The sequence below is a fragment of the uncultured Shewanella sp. genome (assembly GCF_947495455.1).
GTDB lineage: Bacteria > Pseudomonadota > Gammaproteobacteria > Enterobacterales > Shewanellaceae > Shewanella.
Genome location: NZ_CANLZC010000006.1, coordinates 1 through 20467, shown reverse-complemented (window position 1 = coordinate 20467; position 20467 = coordinate 1). Strand labels below are relative to the sequence as shown.

15 protein-coding genes and 1 pseudogene are annotated in these 20467 nt (G+C 40.1%); 7 read left to right on the top strand and 9 right to left on the bottom strand.

Annotated elements, in window-relative coordinates:
* Positions 1-2: 2 nt before the first annotated feature.
* The 7 genes from Q0791_RS03085 to rppH form a co-directional block, all read right to left on the bottom strand.
* Entirely contained in the window at positions 3-386 is a 384-nt protein-coding gene (locus tag Q0791_RS03085; RefSeq protein ID WP_299002602.1) for a hypothetical protein, read from the bottom strand.
* A 2-nt stretch (positions 387-388) separates the two neighbouring features.
* The gene (nhaA, locus tag Q0791_RS03080) at positions 389-1558 is read right to left on the bottom strand and encodes a Na+/H+ antiporter NhaA (RefSeq protein WP_299002601.1); all 1170 of its coding nucleotides are present in this window, start codon (positions 1556-1558) and stop codon (positions 389-391) included.
* Positions 1559-1761: 203 nt separating this feature from the next.
* Positions 1762-2613: a thymidylate synthase gene (locus Q0791_RS03075; protein ID WP_299002599.1), complete on the bottom strand. Its 852-nt coding sequence runs from the start codon at positions 2611-2613 to the stop codon at positions 1762-1764.
* A complete protein-coding gene (gene lgt, locus Q0791_RS03070; RefSeq protein WP_299002598.1) occupies positions 2613-3434 on the bottom strand; it encodes a prolipoprotein diacylglyceryl transferase in 822 nt (273 codons plus the stop codon). The genes Q0791_RS03075 and lgt overlap by 1 nt, the downstream gene beginning before the upstream one ends.
* Before the next feature lie 36 nt (positions 3435-3470).
* Positions 3471-4274: a sulfite exporter TauE/SafE family protein gene (locus Q0791_RS03065; RefSeq protein WP_299002597.1), complete on the bottom strand. Its 804-nt coding sequence runs from the start codon at positions 4272-4274 to the stop codon at positions 3471-3473.
* A 45-nt stretch (positions 4275-4319) separates the two neighbouring features.
* Entirely contained in the window at positions 4320-6557 is a 2238-nt protein-coding gene (gene ptsP / locus Q0791_RS03060) for a phosphoenolpyruvate--protein phosphotransferase (RefSeq protein ID WP_299002596.1), read from the bottom strand.
* Between the two features lie 5 nt (positions 6558-6562).
* The gene (rppH, locus tag Q0791_RS03055) at positions 6563-7102 is read right to left on the bottom strand and encodes an RNA pyrophosphohydrolase (protein WP_299002595.1); all 540 of its coding nucleotides are present in this window, start codon (positions 7100-7102) and stop codon (positions 6563-6565) included.
* A gap of 677 nt (positions 7103-7779) precedes the next feature.
* Here rppH and mutH point away from each other — a divergent pair.
* On the top strand, positions 7780-8451 hold the full coding sequence (gene mutH / locus Q0791_RS03050; protein ID WP_299002594.1) for a DNA mismatch repair endonuclease MutH: 672 nt from the start codon (positions 7780-7782) through the stop codon (positions 8449-8451).
* 112 nt (positions 8452-8563) lie between these two features.
* Positions 8564-9628, top strand: a complete 1065-nt coding sequence (locus Q0791_RS03045) for an adenylate/guanylate cyclase domain-containing protein (protein WP_299002593.1) — start codon at positions 8564-8566, stop codon at positions 9626-9628.
* 25 nt (positions 9629-9653) lie between these two features.
* On the opposite strand, the gene oxyR is transcribed toward Q0791_RS03045, so the two are convergent.
* Positions 9654-10568 carry a hydrogen peroxide-inducible genes transcriptional activator OxyR gene (gene oxyR, locus Q0791_RS03040; protein ID WP_299002592.1) on the bottom strand — a complete coding sequence of 305 codons (915 nt, stop codon included), beginning with the start codon at positions 10566-10568 and terminating at the stop codon, positions 9654-9656.
* Positions 10569-10870: 302 nt separating this feature from the next.
* Entirely contained in the window at positions 10871-11236 is a 366-nt protein-coding gene (locus Q0791_RS03035) for an Hpt domain-containing protein (RefSeq protein WP_299002590.1), read from the bottom strand.
* A 1091-nt stretch (positions 11237-12327) separates the two neighbouring features.
* Here Q0791_RS03035 and gltB point away from each other — a divergent pair.
* The 5 genes and pseudogenes from gltB to Q0791_RS03010 form a co-directional block, all read left to right on the top strand.
* Positions 12328-16776 carry a glutamate synthase large subunit gene (gene gltB, locus Q0791_RS03030; protein WP_299002588.1) on the top strand — a complete coding sequence of 1483 codons (4449 nt, stop codon included), beginning with the start codon at positions 12328-12330 and terminating at the stop codon, positions 16774-16776.
* A gap of 6 nt (positions 16777-16782) precedes the next feature.
* A complete protein-coding gene (locus Q0791_RS03025; RefSeq protein ID WP_299002585.1) occupies positions 16783-18192 on the top strand; it encodes an FAD-dependent oxidoreductase in 1410 nt (469 codons plus the stop codon).
* Positions 18193-18379: 187 nt separating this feature from the next.
* Positions 18380-19078 (top strand): 5'-methylthioadenosine/adenosylhomocysteine nucleosidase, encoded by a 699-nt coding sequence (locus tag Q0791_RS03020; RefSeq protein ID WP_299002583.1) that lies wholly within the window; start codon positions 18380-18382, stop codon positions 19076-19078.
* Positions 19078-20070 (top strand): cobalamin biosynthesis protein, encoded by a 993-nt coding sequence (locus Q0791_RS03015; protein WP_299002708.1) that lies wholly within the window; start codon positions 19078-19080, stop codon positions 20068-20070. The genes Q0791_RS03020 and Q0791_RS03015 overlap by 1 nt, the downstream gene beginning before the upstream one ends.
* 80 nt (positions 20071-20150) lie before the next feature.
* A pseudogene (locus tag Q0791_RS03010) lies at positions 20151-20417 on the top strand (DUF2721 domain-containing protein); the annotation flags it as partial.
* Positions 20418-20467: the final 50 nt, after the last annotated feature.

Below are 20467 nucleotides of genomic sequence, written 5' to 3'. Positions count from 1 at the left end.
CATTATTGATGTCGATTACAATCCATTAAATTGAGCATGACGCCTTTTAATGCTGTCACATCATTAATCTCACTGGTGATAAATGCCTCTCCAAGCCCTGAAACTAATGACTCTCTATCAGGAACCCTTCCCTGACAATACATACGATTCGCTTCTTTGAAGCGCTGACCAGTTCGATATTTTAATGCCCTTTTTGCATAAGAATCAGGCACAATATCTTGCTGTGAACTGTCCATTCGATGCATGAGTGCACCATCGACCACACCTTGTAAATAATCTTGGCAAGCTGCACTACTGACATTTTTATTACAAGCGGCAATTTGAGTTGCGCTTGCTTGGCCCGCAACTAGGATGGACAACAAGCCGATAAATAGCTTTGTTTTCATCTTTATTCTCCCTTTTTATCTAATACACTAGATAACCAGAAATAACCGACTATGGCGGAGGCAATCGACCCCATTAAAATCCCTAAGCGTGCTAAATCCCCATAAAGTGGATCAACACCAATAAAGGCTAATGAGCTAATAAACATTGACATGGTAAAACCTATACCACACATCACAGCCACTGGCGCAATCTGTTTCCAACCAATTCCATCAGGCAAGACTGCAAATTTTAATTTTACCGCAAGGTAACTGAATAACATGACGCCAATGGGCTTACCTAAAAATAACCCAAGCGCAATACCAATCGGTAATGGTGACACTAAGTAACTCATACTCATGCCTGATAAATCAACACCGGCATTGGCAAAAGCAAACACGGGTAAAATCAAGAAGGTACTCCAAGGATGTAAATCATGCTCTAATTTTTCAGACGGTGAACTTCCATCTTTTGCCCTTAATGGAATACAAAAAGCAATAATCACACCAGCCAATGTTGCATGGACGCCCGATTTTAAAACCGCAATCCACAAAATCCCCCCAATGACAGCATAGGGCGCCAATGCCGTCACCCCTTTAAGGTTTAAGCTAACCAGCCCCATAATCGCAAAAGCGGCAATGATCATGCTGAGCATAGATAAATCTGTACTGTAGAAAATCGCAATAATAATCACGACACCTAAATCATCAATAATCGCCAAGGCTAATAAAAAGACTTTTAATGATACAGGGACTCGACTACCTAGCAAGGCAATAATACCTAATGCAAACGCAATATCCGTTGCCGCAGGGATCGCCCAAGCCGACTGCGCAATAGGATCGGAAAAATTAAATAATAAATAAATGGCTGCCGGAAAGATCATTCCACCAATGGCTGCAAAAGTGGGTAATGAAGCTTGAGCAGGCGTCGACAATGCGCCCTCTAGCAACTCACGCTTAACCTCTAATCCAATTAATAGAAAGAAAATGGCCATCAAACCATCATTAATCCAATGTAACAATGACTTGTCTAAATCAAGACTACCAACACGAATTTGCATCTCTGTATGCAAGAAACCTTGGTATAGCCATGAGAGAGGAGAATTAGCCAGAAGAAGCGCCAAGATCACTGCCAACATTAATAAAATACCGCCAGCGGAACCCTTATTGAGAAAATTTTTAATCACTCGTTCCATATTTCTTCCTTTTTAAGCCCTTACACGAGATTTTCAGTGTAGCTCAATGAATATAGTATGAATAATCGATTGATTCAATGTTAAAGCTCGATATTTTCGAGTTATAATATAATAAACAAGAATTGAAACTTCATTTTAACCAATACAAAAAAACCCTTAACGACAAGCGTAAGGGTTTTTCTAGCGTAAAGTCCCTTTAATAATTAAACAGAAAAAGGATACTGAATGGCGTCATGATGCTCATAACCGACAACATCAAAGTCAGCTAATGTTACCCAAGTTTCTAAATCTTTCAATGAGTTAATTTTTGGATTAATCACAAGTTGTGGTGAATCAAAAGGCTGACGTTTTAACTGAACATCTCGCATTAACGGTAATTGATCTTCATAAATATGTGCATTAACTATTTTATGATAAGCCATTCCAGGCTTTTTACCGGTAATTTGAGCAACAAGAGCCAACAATGTAAAAACTTGAACTTGATTAAAATTAAGCCCTAAAGGCACATCACAAGAGCGTTGAAAACTGGTTAAATGCAGCGTATCGCCTAATAAAGAGAAGTTATGAGTATGCATACAAGGTCGTAAACACCCCATATGGAACTCTCCAGGATTATAAAAACTTAAAATTTCCCCCCTATCGTCCACACCTCGGGATAGATCATCAATAATTTTCGCTAATTGATCTATATTTCCGCCATCAGGTTGACTCCAACTGCGACCTTGAACACCATAAACCCGCCCCATATCATCGGGGCCTTTACGATAAGGATTTTCAAGCCACTCTTTATTCTCGTTAGCATTTGCATCCCAAGTTTTCGCCCCCAGAGCACGAAAATCAGCAGCATTATCGTAACCACGAATATAACCCAGTAATTCGGCTATCGCAGCCTTCCAGAAACTTTTTCTGGTCGTGATCAAAGGAAACTGATTATTTTGCACATCATAAACAAGGTCAGCATTAATAACGGTTAAACAGCGTTTTCCCGTCCGCTCGTTTTCAACCCAAGTACCGTCATTAATAATACGCTGACATAAATCTAAATACTGCTGCATTACTTCTTTCCTTTCCCATTATTCGGAGCTTGGCGTAATAATAGATATAAACCAAACAATATCATTGGAATGGATAATATTTGTCCCATTGTCATAAAACCAAAATAAAGTCCTAACTGTGCATCGGGCTGACGAACCGTTTCAACAATCACTCTAAAACAGCCGTACCCTAATAAGAACATGCCTGAAACGGCGCCGCTTTTATTCGTTTTACGACTAAACCAAAACAGTAATAAAAAGAGTGCAACACCTTCAAGCGCAAATTGATAGAGTTGAGATGGATGACGAGGTAAAGGCCCTGCACCTGGAAATACCATTCCCCAAGGCACATCGGTGACTCTTCCCCAAAGCTCACCATTAATAAAATTACCGATACGCCCAGCACCAAGGCCAATAGGCACAACTGGAGCTACCATATCTGCAACCGCAAAAAAAGTTCTTTTCTGCTTTCGAGCAATATAAAGCATGGCTAAAATCACCCCCATTAATCCGCCATGAAAAGACATTCCACCTTCTGTTATTTTAAATAAATACAGGGGGTTTGCTAAAAATAAGTCAAAGTGATAAAAAATCACATAGCCAACTCGTCCACCTAATATCACCCCTAAGAAACTATAAAAAAGCAAATCCGAGACTTCTTCTCTATTCCATAACCCTTTAGAACGGTCAGCTTGACGATTAAGTAAAAACATTGCGGCTATAAAGCCCAATAAATACATAAATCCATACCATCTTAGAGCAGGTTCAAATGTTTGCCCAAAGAGGTGAAATGGGCCAAATGACACAATAATAGGATCAATATGTGGAAAATTTAACGCCATATTTCTTCCAATAACAATTTAATGTGATAACAACAGTTATCCAACGAGCACGAGTTTCAGCCCGATAATAACCAATAGCAGTGCAAAAAGTCTTTTTAAAATATCTGTTCGCCATGTACTTGCAGCCTTTGCTCCCAAAGGAGCAAACAACACAGAGGTGCTTACTATACCAAGCAATGCTGGGATGTAAATATAACCCAAGGTGAATTGTGGTAATCCATACACATCCCACCCCGCTAAAACATACCCTACACTACCAAAGAGCGCAATGACTAGCCCACTTGCAGCAGAAAACCCAATTGCATAGCGCATTTGAAGTCCAAAAAAAGTTAAAAATGGCACCAGCAGTACACTCCCCCCTATTCCCATTAGTCCTGCAATAATCGACACCAAAATAGCTGCAAACAATAAAACAAAAAAGTGGGGTAATTTTCTCTGGGATTCCGTGTCAAATGGAAAGGCCATTTTAGCTGCCATTAATAACACAAAAATGGCAAAAGTGTGTTTTAAAGCATCGGCACTGATTTTTTCAGAAATAAAGCCTGAACACAAAGCACCAATAACAAAACCAGGCAACATAGGTTTAAATAAAAACCAAGGAATATTTTCGCGTTTTTGATGAGATCTTGCTGAAGAAAGGCCAGTCAATATAATAGCTGCAAGTGACGTAGCAATAGCAACATGGGGTAGAAAATCATGGGGGAAGCCCACTATAGGTAAAATACTCAATAAAGCAGGCACGGCTAGCAAGCCACCACCAATCCCTAATAAACCGGCTAAAAAACCAATTAAAGCCCCTAACAACAAACAGACACTAACCACTTGAAAAATCGAATCCATAACACACTCACGAATGTCTTTTAAAATGTAGCAAATGATTGTTTGTTATAAACTCAATAGCTCTACCAAGCCTATCGTTTCTAGATATTCGGCTAATAAGACTCTGACTTCTTGGCCACTGCCTAAGCGTAATACTTTATCCAATAAATGATTAAGATCGGAAAAAGAAACTCGCCGTAATAAATAATTTATTCGCCCTAAACTCCCTTGGTTCATACTAAGATGGGTGTACCCCATAGAAACGAGCAATAAAACACCTATAGGCTCTCCAGCAAGTTCACCACACACACTTACAGGTAAATTATGCGCTTTGCAATCTTCACACACCTTTTTTAAAGCACGTAAAATTCCAGGATGATAACAGTCATAAAGCGAACTCACTCTAGGGTTGTTCCTATCGACTGCAAGTAAATATTGCGTTAAATCATTTGAGCCTACTGAAATAAAGTCCACTCGTCGAACGACGTCAGGTAATTGATAGAGCAGCACAGGTACTTCAAGCATAATACCCACTTTAGGCTTAACAATATCCATGCCCATTTCAGTGCTGAGCTCAAAATAAGCTTGATCTAAATAAGCGATCGCTTGATCTATTTCATCGATACAGCTAACCATTGGCAATAAAATACTGAGCTGTTCACTCCCTTCTCCTGCCTGTAACATTGCCCTTAATTGGACTAAAAACAATTCAGGGTGATCCAGTGATAAGCGGATCCCTCGCCAGCCTAAAAAAGGATTCTCTTCATTGATTGGGAAATAGGTTAGGGGTTTATCCCCACCCACATCTAACGTTCTCATGACAACAGGTTTACCTGCAGCAGCCTCAAGAACCTGTTTATAAACTTTAATTTGCTCAGATTCACTGGGAAAGCGATTTTGTAACATAAAAGGGATTTCGGTGCGATAAAGCCCAACGCCATCAGCACCTGTGGCAATATCAGATTCTAAACTTGCGAGCAATCCTGCATTCAATTTCAACGAAATTCTGATACCATCAGTGGTAATCGTCGGCAAAGATAAATCTTGTGTATAGCGTTCTTGCAACGCTTTACCCATTGACATCAAACTTCTAAACTCAGTGATGACACTGGGCCGAGGAGAAACAAGCAACTGACCACGACTGGCATTTAAAATGACCAATTTTTTATCTATATCCTCATTGAGAATATTAGAAACCCCGATGAGTGCAGGAACACCTAAAGCGCGAGCTAAAATCGCTGCATGGGAGTTCACCCCCCCTAATTCAGTCACAATGCCAGCTAGTTTTTGTCTGGGAAACTCAGCAACCAAGGTTGCATTCGCTTCTTTAGCAATTAAAATCACCGGAGTGTCAGGTTCAAACTCTATGCGCCCAGGTTCAACTAACTGCCTTAATACTCTTTGCCCTAAATCACGAATATCACCTGCACGCTCCTTCAAATAGAGATCTTTCATTTCGGTAAATTGTTTAATATATCGCAATGAAACTCGACATACAGCCGATTCAGCACTCCAACCTTGCCTCACTTCCTTAATGTATTCTCCCCCCAAACTTGCATTATCCAGCAAGAGCAGTAAAGCTGAAAAAATAGACACAACTTCTTCATTCTTCTCTGAATCAAAACGCTGCGAAAGAGCCGAAAGTAAATCCTTTGTTCGCATCATCGCTAATTTTAAACGTGCTTCTTCTGCGGGCAAATCTCGACTTTTTTCATCAGGAAATGATAAAGCGATATGCCCACCTAACACTAAGGCATTAGCAATAGCCACACCATTGACAGCTATTTTTCCTGTGTAATATTGCTGGCTGATGTTACTAGTGCTTGTTGCTTTATTCCTTAAGCTTTTTATTGCAACAGCGAGCTGAGCAGCCAATGTCATTAAAAAGGCTTCTTCGCCTTCACTAAATTGCCTGGGCTCTATTTGCTGTATGACAATAACCCCAACAACCACCTTTTGATAAATAATGGGAGCGGCTAAAAAAGCACGATATGCTTCTTCAGCCACTTCAGGTAATAATTTAAAACGTGGATGAATATGGGCATCAGCTAAATTAATGGGCTCCTCTCTTTGAGCCACTAACCCCACTAAGCCTTGCGTTAAAGGCATACGCACTTTTCCAACAGCTTGCCTGTCTAGCCCATCAGTTGCGGAAAATTGCAGTACATCTTGCTCAACCAAATAAATAGAACAAGAATCCGTTGCCATAATGGCTTTAGTTTGCGATACCAAAACATCTAAAGCCGATTGTAGGTCATTAGCCGCAGCAACGGCTTGTGTTATATCCCTGAGCGTTTTTAGCACTGGGCTCAAACTCCCTTAAGAAACGAACTACGACGTCTCCCTTTTCTCTTATGATTTGATTCTTTTAATTGCAATGATAAAGCTGTCGAAGCAAATTCCTTCATCACTTTTCGATAAACATCACGCTTAAAAGAAACAACTTGGCGTACGGGATACCAATAGCTGACCCAACGCCAATCATCAAATTCAGGATGACCGCTAGCGTTCAGATTAATGACGTTTTCACTACAAGTTAACTGTAATAAAAACCATTTTTGTTTCTGACCAATACAAACGGGTTTACTATCTTGCCTGATCAGCCTTTTTGGCAGTCGATAGCGCAACCAAGAACGTGTAGACGTCAATAACTTCACATGTTCAGGTTTTAAACCTACTTCCTCATATAACTCTCTATACATAGCTTCATCTATCGATTCACCCTCATCAACACCGCCTTGAGGAAATTGCCAGGAATGTTGGCCAAATCGGCGTGCCCACATAACCTGCCCAAAACGATTACAAATAATGATGCCTACATTTGCCCGAAAGCCGTCACTATCAATCACATGGACTCCGAACTTATTCGCTATTTAATAGCTCGATTGTTTCACAAACCAAGCCTTGCAGCAATCCATATGATTAAAGCATATATTGGATAACATCCGCCTATTTATTCATTTATCAACAAAAAGCTTAAAACAATACAAGATATCCACAAATTCTGTGGATATCTCTGTTCGAAACTCTATGCCAAGGCCATTCATCACCCTATACATGCTCAATATTCATTTTAGCACACTCATGAACGCGGCATTAAAGATATATAAAACAGACAAATAGCTATATTTGATATCATACTCACCCTCAAAGAAAAAATTAGGCGATTTAATAACCGTATCAAGGTAATACCTATATTATAGTCAATACACACACTCCTTCGTGAAATTAAGCATTGAAACAGGAAAAAAACCATATTCTAAGACGCTGTATCATTGACAAATCTTCAATAATTGATTATAAAAATGGCTTAAATACTTATCCAATAAATCTGTGGATAAGTGTGTGTTAAACCCACGCAAATCGACTTATTACTGTATTTCTTTAAGAACTAGATGTAATTTTTTTCTATCTAATAAATATAAAACAACAAGTTGCCCGTAAACCAATCATATTATTTTCTGCATTTAACCCATGCGATTATTTTTTGACCACCCATATATTCCAAACCAATTCAAACTGACAGATGAAAACAATACCACTACCACCACAAAGTCTTTGCGAATTGATGAAACGTGCAAATACAATGGCTGGGTTAAGTTTAGGCCTACTGGCTCATTCTCACAATATAACTGTGCCAAAAAACCTTAAGCGAGATAAAGGCTGGGTCGGACAATTAATCGAACACGAACTCGGAGCAATAGCTGGTTCAAAACCTGAACCAGACTTTGCCAATCTCGGCATTGAACTTAAAACGATCCCGATTAACCATCAAGGTAAGCCTATGGAAACCACTTATGTCACTGTGGCTCCCTTACAAAATATTCTAGGACTCACCTGGGAAAACAGTGTTGTTTATCATAAACTGCGGCAAGTACTCTGGATCCCCGTTCAAGGAGAACGCCATATTCCCGTCGCCGATAGGCGAATAGGCACACCTATTTTATGGCGGCCTAATAAAAAAGAAATGCAGCTATTAAAACAAGACTGGGAAGAAATAATGGAGCTGATTGCCTTGGGCAAAGTTGATAGTATTACCGCAAGGCACGGAGAAGTATTACAATTAAGACCGAAAGCAGCTAACAGTAAAATATTAACCCAATGTATTGGTGAAAAAGGGAGGTTAACATTAACCAATCCAAGGGGATTTTACTTAAAAATCGCTTTCACACATCAAATCCTCTCTCAACTTATTTGACTCTGTAATACACTTGATTTGATCAAGATCACAAATATTACTGGAAATGATAGGGCGATTATCTATAAACTAGCGCCTCCTGAACTTGTTACACTAGGACACAACGAATACAGTGAAAGCCGCTATACAAGCAAAAAAATTGATGTTCGCCATTTTTGCTTGGACTATTGCAATGGCATCTTTTGTTTTTTTTCGCTACGCCCAAGCCCCTAATTTACCTCAATGGGCTATTGGATCAGCGGATCTCGCGACGCTCTCGATTTACATGGGGATCATTTTTGGCAGCTTACATTGGATGTCAAATCTCATTGCAGAAATTAGCGGCATACAAAGATTGCCTTATTTATGCTCAGTTATCTTTAAAGGTCTATTTTTATTGCTTGGCACCATCACCTTAGCGTATGTGACACAATACTTAAATATGTGGGCAATCGAAAACCACATGACCACATTAAGGCAAATGCTGACCGCACATATTTTATACAGCCCTTCTTTTCAAGCATTAATTGTTTATCTCGTTGTTGTCCGTGTCAGTCTTGCTTTTATTGAACAAATGGCCTTACTCGTCGGCCCTAGAGTCCTCATGAATATTGGTTTAGGTAAATACCATAAACCCCGATATGAACAACGTTTATTTTTATATTTAGACATGGCATCGTCTACCGCTCATGCCGAATCACTAGGTGACTACCAATTTAGTCGACTTATCCAAGATAGCTTTAGTTTACTTGCCGATCCTGTCAGTAATAATGAAGCAGAGATCTATCGTTATGTTGGCGATGCTGTCATTATTCATTGGCCATTAAAAGATGGTATCATCAATGATAGATGCTTAAATATTTATCATGAATTTGCTCAATCACTTAATTGGCAACGACATTATTTTATTGAGCAATATGGTTTTGTGCCACAATTTAAAGCCGCTGCCCACTGTGGACAAGTTGTTGCGGCCGTTGTTGGAGTACACAAGCAAGAAATAGGTTTTTTTAGCGATGTATTAAATACCCTTGCAAGACTGCAAGATCAATGCAACCCGCTAAAACAAAAAATGCTTATCTCAGGTGAATTAGCATCACGTTTAAATTTATCACCTTGTTATCAAATCAATAATTTAGGGCCAATAAAGTTAAAAGGTAAACAACACTCGATAGAAGTTTTCAGTGTTAGCCCTAAGTAATATCAACCAGTTTAAGCACTCAAGTTCACTTCTCAATGTCTTGTTTGAGTAATTTTTGGATCTCTAAGCCTAAGTTCCGGAACGTCAATAGTCGACTTGATGTTTGACGCCAGACCAAACCTATATCGCGATAAGGGCTTTCACCCGATGGCAGCATACTGACCAAATCGGTATTATCCAAAATACCAGCATCAATTGCCATTTGAGGCAAAAAAGTCGTGCCAAGTTTACAGTTCACCATTTGCACTAATGTATGTAAGCTCGTCGCAGAAAAGGGGTTAATTTTGGTACTTTCTTCCAATTGGCAAGCACTGATAGCATGACCAGTAATACAATGCTCCGCTTCTAATAAAAAGATACTTTCATCTGGTAACCTATGATAATCAATAGGCTCATGGAACTGATGGGACAAATCTTTATGAAGCACCATTTTGAAAGGATCGATTCCCACTTTCATACTGTGATAGCCACTGGTGTCAACAGGAAGAGCGAGCAATAACAAATCTAATTCTCCTTTCCCTAATGCACTCAATAACCTATCTGTCGTTTCTTCTTTTAAAAATAAATTCAATTTTGGATAAACGGTTTTACAATGCTGAACGACTCGGCTTAACAAAAAAGGCGCAATGGTTGGAATACAGCCAATACGCAATTCGCCGCTCATTGGCTCGCCTTGGTTTTTAACCAGCTCGACCAATTCATCAACATCGGTCAGGATCTCTTCAGCCCGATGAACCACTTCTTCACCTACCGCTGTAAAAATAAATGACTTATGATCCCGTTCGATTAACTGGTGCCCCAATTGTTGCTCTAGGTTCTGTATTCCACTGGATAATGTTGATTGACTCACGTGACACAATTTAGCGGCACGATTAAAGTTTTGCTCTTGATGCAGGTTCACTAAATAAAATAAGTTTTTCAAACTAGGGAGATGCTTCATAAATACATGGCCGAATAAGGATGTCAATAATTTTTAGAGTCTAGCATACTCCTTTCCCAAGGAGTATCGAGTTATTCCCCCTTTTAGTTAGAACATAATAAATAATAAAATAACAATGAAATAGAGTAAGTTACAATCAACTTCTACCATATTTAAGCGTTAATTAAGTAAAAAAAACAGCTCATATAAAATGAACTGTTAATATGGCTTATCAACTAAGTTTGGTATAGATCACTAAGATCCTACTCACTTTTATTGACACTAAGACTCAAGAATAAACAAGTTTAACTTAAGCGATAAGCTTATACCTTAGATTCAAGATATTCTTTTAACCGGCTCAGATCGCCTTCGCTATGCGTCACAATCCCTTGTAACCAAGCAGAATGCCCTGTTGCCCAAGCCGCTTCCTCACCATGTTGCAGCTGCTGAGCATATTGTTGAATACGTTTTAAACCAACGGATCCAGCAGCACCTTTAAACTTATGCGCTTCAGAACACAAGGTCGCTTTATCATTTGCTTTATCAGCACTGACAAGATTACCAACATACTCTGGCATCAGCTGTTCAAATAAAACAACACTTTTTAATAATGTTCCTGCACCAATAGCTTGGCAGTATTGCTCAAGTGTATTTAGATCTAAAATTGATTCTAATTCGGCTGTTGCCATATTTAGGCACCTCTCAAATATTGCCAAATGTATAAAAAGACTAACCTAATACATAATACTCACTCTTACTGCTTACGCAACATCTAGCAGCACTTCATTGTTAAAACCAATGAGAAATAACCATTGATTAACCAAATATCAATAAATGTACTAAAAAGCATTTCAACAAAACATTATTATAACAAGAAATACAAGTAAAAAAGTGCGAAAGACTCTCTACCCATAATTATACCAATTCCATTATATAAGTGATCTTTCAGCGGGAATTCAACATGCTGTAGGCAAGGTCGTTAATTGCTCCTGCATTAACAGACAGTCCCACCATCCATGGCAGTCGCAGATGATTGAAGCTAATAGTTATTCTCGGCTTGGGTTCAAACGTCGCTCTACCTCCCTCATCCATGAGGTCGTATATCGAAAGCAGCTAAGTCACATAAAGTATGTTGAAACCCACACACAGTGAGCTTCTCAGACATTCCACTTCAGCTTTGCATACATTTGAAAGGGAATCACCATTACAGCATAAATGCGCCTTGAATTGAAAAGCCTGAGAAGCTCTGAATTAATCATCTATATAATAGAATTGGTATTAATTTCATTCGCCATACACTTTTAAAAAGTAAGGTCTAAAATGATTTCCACTCCACTAAATAGAACATGCGCTCACTTCACTGATACAATGTGACACTCAATTAACACTATATAAAAGGACAAATTAAAATAATAGCCAACAGAATCAAAATCACTAAAAGTGCATAAATAATCAATTTAAAATACTCATCAGTTAACCTTTTTATGAAAAAAAATCATTCGAACCTCATTTTTATGAAAATGTATGAAATGAGTTTAATTATATTCTCATAAAGTTAAAATCCCATTTATTCATAGTATTATACAAAGAGATCTGCAGTTTACGTTAAGGTAAGAAATTTTTTTGTATTAAAAATATTCACTTATTCACTATCGAGACACATAATTTTTGATTTGACCTTTGTAGATTCTCGCGTTAGGTTGGTTGGTTCGAGTGCATATATATAACAATAAAAATGATGTGCTCGAGCTGTATTTAAAGCGATTGAGGGAGTGTTTAAATGAGCTTATATCATCCAAGTTTTGAACGTGATAACTGTGGATTCGGACTTATCGCCCAAATGGACGGTGAAGCAAGCCATAAAATTATTCGAACCGCTATACACGGACTAGACAGAATGAAACATCGGGGTGGCATTGCAGCCGACGGTAAAACCGGTGATGGCTGTGGTTTATTAATGCAACTACCTACCACTTTTTTTAATGCCATCGCACTAGAAAATGAATGGCACTTAAGCCGTAAATTTGCTGTTGGAATGCTATTTCTAAGTCAAAATGAAGACTTAGCAAATGCCGCCAGAGCTTGCTTAACAAAAGAATTAGAAAAAGAAACATTAAGTGTTGCGGGCTGGAGAGCCGTTCCCACAAATTCAAATGTGTTAGGCCCTATAGGTAAAGCTTGCCAACCTCAGATATACCAAGTGTTAATCAACGCCCCCATTGGCTGGCGAGAAAAAGATCTAGAGCGACGTCTTTACATGGCACGCAGGCGTGTTGAACAACAATTAATCCACGATGATGAATTCTACATTTCCAGTCTTTCCGGCCAAGTCATAGTGTATAAGGGCTTATTAATGCCCGCCGATCTCCCCAAGTTCTATTCTGATCTCGCTGATATCAGATTACAAAGTTCAATCTGTTTATTCCACCAACGATTCTCAACCAATACTTCACCGAAATGGCCACTTGCTCAGCCTTTTAGGTATTTAGCTCATAATGGTGAAATCAATACCATAACAGGAAATCGCCAATGGGCTCGTGCAAGAGCGTACAAATTTAACGCACCTTTATTAGCTGACCTTCAACAAGCAGCGCCTTTTGTCAACGAAACAGGTTCTGACTCGTCGGCCTTAGATAATATGCTTGAAATGTTACTTGCCGGAGGAATGGATTTATATCGCGCAATGCGCTTGCTTATTCCACCTGCATGGCAAAGTAATCCTGAAATGGATGATGAACTCAAGGCATTTTATGACTTTAATTCAATGCATATGGAACCATGGGATGGACCCGCAGGTATCGTCATGAGCAATGGTCGTTACGCAGCCTGTGCTGTTGATAGAAATGGTTTAAGGCCTTCAAGGTATGTCATCACTAAAGATCGCATACTCACACTCGCTTCTGAAATCGGTATTTGGGATTACTCAGCCGATGAGGTGACAGAAAAAGGTCGAGTCGGCCCTGGAGAATTATTAGTATTAGATACGTTAAATGGAAAGTTATTCTCTTCTTTTGCCATTGATAATGACTTGAAAAGACGCCACCCCTACAAAGCATGGATGGCTAAAAACAGCACTACTTTATTACCCGCAGAAAGCTTTGAACTGACAGAGCAAGGGAATAATGAATTTGATGCTTCCACACTATTGAAATACCAAAAACTATTCGGCTATACACGAGAAGAGCTGGAGCAAATTATTTGGGTATTAGCCCAAAAAGGTGAAGAAGCCACAGGCTCTATGGGTGATGATACGCCTATGGCAGTATTGTCGAAAAAATCTCGCAGTCTTTATGATTATTTTAGACAAAAGTTTGCCCAGGTAACCAATCCCCCTATTGATCCATTAAGAGAAAAGCATGTCATGTCCTTGGCCACCTGTGTTGGACGTGAACAGAATCTATTTAATGAAACAACGGGGCAAGCCTATCGTGTCATGTTCAATTCCCCCATTCTACTTTATACGGATCTAATGCAGCTCCTCGCACTCGATCAAGAGTATTACCAAGCCGATACAATATGTTTAAACTATCTTCAAGAAGAAGGGTTGAAAGCGGCATTAGATCGTATTTGTGAACAAGCCATACAATTGGCGCAAACAGGCACAACACTCTTAATTTTATCCGATAGAGCGACTGCAGAAGAAAAATATATTATTCCTGCTGCAATGGCAGTAGGGGCTGTTCAACAAGTATTGGTTAACAATAACCTCCGCTGTGACACAAATATCATTGTTGAAACGGCTTCTGCGCGAGATCCACATCACTTCGCAGTATTGTTGGGTTTTGGCGCAACCGCTATCTACCCCTATTTGGCCTATGAGTGTATTTCTGCCTTAGCGAAACAATTTCAAATAGACGATCATCGTCCTTTATTGCTTAATTTTAGACAAGGCATTGATAAAGGCCTTAGAAAAATCATGTCAAAAATGGGCATAAGCACCATTGGATCATATCGTTGTAGCCAACAATTTGAAGCCATCGGGCTCAACGAAGAAGTCATATCACTCTGTTTTAATGGTGTAATAAGCCGTCTGCAAGGTGCGAACTTCCACCTCATTGAGCAAGATCAAGCCATATTACATCAAGCGGCATTTCGACCTCATCTCCCCTTACCGCAAGGCGGATTATTGAAATATGTTCAGAATGGCGAATACCATTGCTTTAACCCCGATGTCGTCAACACACTGCAAACTTCTCTTAGGGAAAAAGATTACAGAATTTATCAGCAATTTACTGAATTAGTTGATAGTAGACCTGTTGCAACCTTGCGGGATCTTATCGCTATTGATTCACCTCTCGCACCTATTTCTATTCAGCATGTCGAAGAAGCAAAGGAATTATTTCCTCGCTTTGACAGCGCCGCAATGAGTATTGGTGCATTGAGTCCTGAAGCACATGAAGCGTTAGCTATCGCCATGAACCAGATCGGTGGTCGATCAAACTCTGGAGAAGGTGGAGAAGATCCCAGACGTTTTAAATCAAATCGCAATTCAGCCATTAAGCAAATAGCCTCAGGCCGATTCGGTGTCACCGCCCACTACCTTGTTAATGCAGATGTCTTACAAATAAAAGTGGCCCAAGGCGCCAAACCTGGCGAAGGCGGTCAACTACCGGGACACAAAGTCAGTGCTGAAATTGCCGTTTTACGCCATGCAAAAGCTGGTGTGACCTTAATTTCTCCTCCTCCACACCATGATATCTATTCCATTGAAGATCTTGCCCAACTCATCTTTGATCTGAAACAAATTAACCCCAACGCACTGGTGTCGGTGAAATTAGTCTCTGAACCTGGCGTCGGGACCATCGCAACCGGAGTCGCTAAAGCGTATGCTGATATGATCACCATATCTGGCTATGATGGCGGCACAGGTGCAAGTCCCATTACCTCGGTTAAATATGCGGGCAGTCCCTGGGAACTCGGTTTAGCCGAAGTGCATCAAGCGCTTGTGAAAAATGGCTTACGGCATAAAATTCGTTTACAAGTCGATGGCGGTTTGAAAACAGCAAAAGATGTCATCAAGGCCGCATTATTAGGTGCTGAAAGTTTCGGTTTTGGTACTGTTCCTATGATTGCGCTAGGCTGTAAATACTTACGCATTTGTCACTTGAATAATTGCGCTACCGGTGTTGCGACACAAAACCCTCTTTTACGTGATAAGCATTACCATGGATTACCAGAGAGAGTGATCACTTACTTCGAATTTATGGCGCAAGAAATACGTGAATACATGGCAAAATTGGGGGTTGCTCGCTTTGATGACTTAGTGGGCCACAGTGAATGGTTAACAACGATAGAAGGACAAACAGAAAAACAAGCTCAACTGGATTTAAGCCCCATTCTCTTCACTCCCACTGTGCCTAAAAGATCCGCTCTCACTTGGAAAGAGACTAATCAATCCGCTGACCAAGGAACACTCAACCAAACACTATTAATGCAGTGTCAAGAAGCCATTGATACAAAGCAAGCTCATCACCTCAATATGAACATCAACAATACCGACCGTTCTATTGGCGCCAGTTTAGCGGGTTATATTGCTAAGCAATACGGTAATACAGGACTCGAGTCCCCCATATCATTAACCTTTAGTGGCAGCGCAGGGCAAAGCTTTGGTGTATGGAATGTTCCAGGTGTTCACCTGACATTAACCGGTGATGCCAATGACTATGTAGCCAAAGGCATGTCCGGCGGTAAAATCACCATTCATCCTCCCATAGGAAGCTCTTTTAAATCGGAACGTTCTTCTATCATAGGCAATACCTGCTTATATGGCGCGACAGGCGGTAAACTTTTCGCTGCAGGTAAAGCCGGGGAACGCTTTGCTGTCAGAAATTCTGGCGCTATCGCTGTTGTTGAAGGTGTGGGCGATAACGGCTGTGAATATATGACAGGCGGGATAGTGTTAGTCCTAGGCAGAACGGGGGTTAACTTTGGTGCAGGGATGACAGGCGGCTTTGCTTATATCTTTGATCAATACGGTCACTTCAATCGTCGTGTGAACCCTGAAATGGTCAATACGCAGAAGCTAACGCTTCCTATCCATCAGCAACACTTACGCTCATTAATTGAAGAACATGTTACTGAAACAGGCAGTGAACATGCCAAAATGATTTTAAATGACTTTGAGAATTGGTTAGATTGCTTTGTATTAGTCAAACCCAAAAATGTCAAAGTGGACGATCTTCTCAAATTAGAACAAACTGAACCTGCACTCGCAGTCAGAGCGGGGTAAAAAACCATGAGCAATGACTTTAAATTTATTGATCTGGGTAGGCAAGATCCCAAGAAAGTAAACAAAAAGACTCGTAAAACACTGTTTATCGAGATTTATCAACCCTTTGAACAAGAAGCTGTTAACCAACAAGCTGATCGCTGTCTTGACTGTGGCAATCCTTATTGCGAATGGAAGTGCCCATTACATAATTACATTCCTAATTGGCTTAATTTAGCCAAGCAAGGTCGCATAATGGAAGCAGCAACATTAGTTCATGAAACCAATACTTTACCTGAAATTTGTGGTCGAGTTTGCCCTCAAGACAGGTTATGTGAAGGTGCATGTACCCTTAATGATGATTTTGAAGCGGTAACCATTGGCAATATCGAAAAATACATCACAGATACGGCCATAGCCCAAGGCTGGCGTCCAGATCTGAGTCAAGTCAAGCCACGCTCGGAGCGCGTCGCCATCGTTGGCGCTGGGCCTGCTGGTTTAGGGTGTGCAGATATTTTGAGCCGAAATGGCATTAAAGCCGTGGTTTATGATAAAAATCCTCAAATAGGCGGTTTACTCACCTATGGTATTCCAGCATTTAAACTAGAAAAATCCGTCATGGCAACAAGGAGAGCCGTAATGGAAGAAATGGGGATTGAATTCAAACTTGGGATCACCATTGGAGATGATATTAGCTTTGAATCACTACTGGGTGACTATGATGCTGTTTTTCTTGGCATGGGCACTTATACCGCAATTAAAGCTGGAATTGAAGGCGAAACCGCACAAGGCGTATATCAGGCCCTACCTTATCTCATTGGTAATACCCACCATATTATGGGAACAGAGCAAGCTGATATTCCCTACCTTAATTTGAAGAATAAACGCGTCATTGTACTCGGAGGTGGAGACACCGCCATGGATTGTGTTCGCACCGCCATTCGGCAACAAGCCCAATCGGTAAGCTGTTTATATCGCCGTGATGAAGCGAATATGCCAGGTTCTCGTAAAGAAGTGCAAAATGCCAAAGAAGAAGGTGTTAAATTCATTTTTAATCAGCAACCCATTGCCATCAAGACACACAATGAACAAGTGGTCGGCATTGAATGTATAACCACTAAAATGAGCAATAGTGATTGCCGCGACCGTCAAGTCGCTATCCCCATTGAAAATAGTGAGCATGTGTTCGAAGCCGATGCCATTATTATTGCCTTTGGGTTCCAGCCGAGTCCTGCCTCTTGGTTTAATCAACACCAAATTGATATTGACGAAAAAGGTCGAGTTAAAGCCACTAAAACAGCAGAGAACCCTTTTCAAACCAGTAATCCCAAAGTTTTTGCGGGAGGTGATATGGTCAGAGGCTCAGATCTGGTTGTCACAGCCATAGCTGAAGGACGTGATGCAGCCCTTGGCATTTTAAATTATTTAGCGCAATAAACGCCACATAAGTGCCTTTCAAACAAGAGGCACTTATTGACTTTTTCAACTTCTTATATACCTCTTTATTACACTCTTCAGTCTTTCTTCACATACCGCGTCGCTTCACCCGCTAACTTAACGCCAAATGCATTGCATTATGCTATATTAGCAACGTATTTATCATTCATACGAATAAGGTTATTTCATGAAAGTCGGTATTATCGGTGCAATGGAGCCAGAAGTTGCTCACCTCATTGAGTCTATGAGCTCAAAAACATCACAAACAATTGCAGGTATCGAATTCGTCTCCGGTCAATTAGCGGATAAAGACATTATTGTGACCCGCTCAGGTATTGGTAAAGTTGCAGCCAGTATGGCAACCACGCTTTTAATTGAAAAGTATGCGCCAGATGCCATTATTAATACGGGCTCAGCAGGTGGATTTTCTCCTGAGCTGAAAATAGGTGATATTGTCATTGCTTCAGAAGTACGTCACCACGATGTCGATGTCACAGCATTTGGTTATGAAATTGGTCAAATGGCACAGCAACCCGCTGCTTTTATTTGTGATAGTCAGCTTGTCGATGCGGCAAAAAAAGCGATTTCACAAATAGGCGAAGTCAACGCTATTGAAGGACTTATCTGCACAGGAGACAGTTTTATCTGCGATCCTATTCGAACAAAGCAAATGCTCTCTCATTTTCCATCCATGGCTGCCTGTGAAATGGAAGGCGCAGCTATCGGCCAAGTCTGTCATCAGTTTGCTATCCCCTTTGTTGTGATCCGCTCTTTATCTGACAATGCGAATAATGATTCACCTGTTGATTTTGATACTTACCTGGTCAAAGCAGGACACCATTCAGCTCTGATGGTCATCGCCTTGTTGAAGACGTTATCATTGTGATGAACTTTGATATTATTACTCCAGAACTCATTTCCTCTTTGAATCTCGATAGAGGTATATTTCAAGGAGCAGTAATATTAATCATCTCACTGTTATTAGCCAGAATTGCACCACTCCCTAGAAACATGCAGCCTATTGTTTGGTTTGGGCTGCTTGCTAAAAAGCTCAGTAAATACGCCAATAACACTCATCATCGTCCTTTTAGACAGGCTATTATGGGGCTCATATCCAGTTTAGCCTTGTTGCTTCCCTTGTTTGGAGTCGCTTTCTTTTTCACTCACAGTACTATCTTTCCTTGGATTTTTGAGTTTATCATTCTCTATATTTGTCTAAATGATGCCAATTTCAAACTCGTTGCCGAAGAAGTCTGTGTCTCTATCGCCCAGCAAGATAAATTAAGAGCTCGTGCTTTACTGCACCCTTGGTTAACACGTAATACCTTCGTATTATCATTTAGCAGCCTGAGCAAGGCGACAATCGAAAAACTCATTACCGCCCCTGTTTATGGTGTTGTTGGCACCATTGTTTTTTACAGCTTAGGCGGTGCCCCATTGGTATTACTTGCTCGAATGATTAAACAACTTGAACTCTCTTGGCCCTGCTTTAATCCTAAATATCAATATTTTGGCAGATCGAGTTACTTAGTAAGCAATATTATCTTTTTCATCCCGACTTTGCTATGGAGTTTTAGTCTCGCCATACAAGGCGGGCCTCAAAGTTTGTTAACCTTTCTCAGGCCACGAGTAAAAGGGGTTCCACGAGGTTATATTTATGTTTGTGAAATTGGCGCAAAAGTCCTCCGTATAGAACTCAGTGGCCCGATGACATTTGGCGATAACTGCATCGCCTTACCTAAAATAAAGTACGGCCCTACGCCTGATCACCACGATATTAAAAAAGCTATCTTACTCACTTCAACAGCATTCACCTTTTGGATATTAAGCTTATTTATCATTCCAAGTATTTGGGCATTAATTCTCTATTTACGATAACCGACAATAATTTATTTTGAACATCTTCCAAGGACTTGTTATTATCAAAGACACTCATCAGTAGCCATCCAAATGTTAATATGGCCCTCGACAATATCCAAATATCGTTAACAACACCTGCATTATTATTTCCAGCAATATCATTATTACTCCTTGCATACACTAATCGTTTTTTCGCATTAGCCGCACTCATACGAACACTAAGTAGCGAAGTCACGCCCGTTAATGGTCAACAATTAAAGAATTTACATCGTCGCATTAGTATTATCAGAAGAATGCAAGAAGCAGGAGTACTGAGTTTTGCTTTTTGTGTTTTATGCCTTAAAGATCCCCTCATATTTTTATTCTAAATAATCCCGAAGACATTGCGATAAATAAGATGGTTCTTCATATAACG

What these genes read in the sequence shown, in the direction of transcription:
- oxyR (WP_299002592.1), bottom strand. Translation starts at nt 10,568, where the DNA reads ATGAAGCATCTCCCTAGTTTGAAAAACTTATTTTATTTAGTGAACCTG.
- Q0791_RS03015 (WP_299002708.1), top strand. Translation starts at nt 19,078, where the DNA reads ATGAACTTTGATATTATTACTCCAGAACTCATTTCCTCTTTGAATCTC.
- Q0791_RS03065 (WP_299002597.1), bottom strand. Translation starts at nt 4,274, where the DNA reads ATGGATTCGATTTTTCAAGTGGTTAGTGTCTGTTTGTTGTTAGGGGCT.
- Q0791_RS03075 (WP_299002599.1), bottom strand. Translation starts at nt 2,613, where the DNA reads ATGCAGCAGTATTTAGATTTATGTCAGCGTATTATTAATGACGGTACT.
- gltB (WP_299002588.1), top strand. Translation starts at nt 12,328, where the DNA reads ATGAGCTTATATCATCCAAGTTTTGAACGTGATAACTGTGGATTCGGA.
- lgt (WP_299002598.1), bottom strand. Translation starts at nt 3,434, where the DNA reads ATGGCGTTAAATTTTCCACATATTGATCCTATTATTGTGTCATTTGGC.
- nhaA (WP_299002601.1), bottom strand. Translation starts at nt 1,558, where the DNA reads ATGGAACGAGTGATTAAAAATTTTCTCAATAAGGGTTCCGCTGGCGGT.
- Q0791_RS03020 (WP_299002583.1), top strand. Translation starts at nt 18,380, where the DNA reads ATGAAAGTCGGTATTATCGGTGCAATGGAGCCAGAAGTTGCTCACCTC.
- Q0791_RS03085 (WP_299002602.1), bottom strand. Translation starts at nt 386, where the DNA reads ATGAAAACAAAGCTATTTATCGGCTTGTTGTCCATCCTAGTTGCGGGC.
- Q0791_RS03035 (WP_299002590.1), bottom strand. Translation starts at nt 11,236, where the DNA reads ATGGCAACAGCCGAATTAGAATCAATTTTAGATCTAAATACACTTGAG.
- Q0791_RS03025 (WP_299002585.1), top strand. Translation starts at nt 16,783, where the DNA reads ATGAGCAATGACTTTAAATTTATTGATCTGGGTAGGCAAGATCCCAAG.
- mutH (WP_299002594.1), top strand. Translation starts at nt 7,780, where the DNA reads ATGAAAACAATACCACTACCACCACAAAGTCTTTGCGAATTGATGAAA.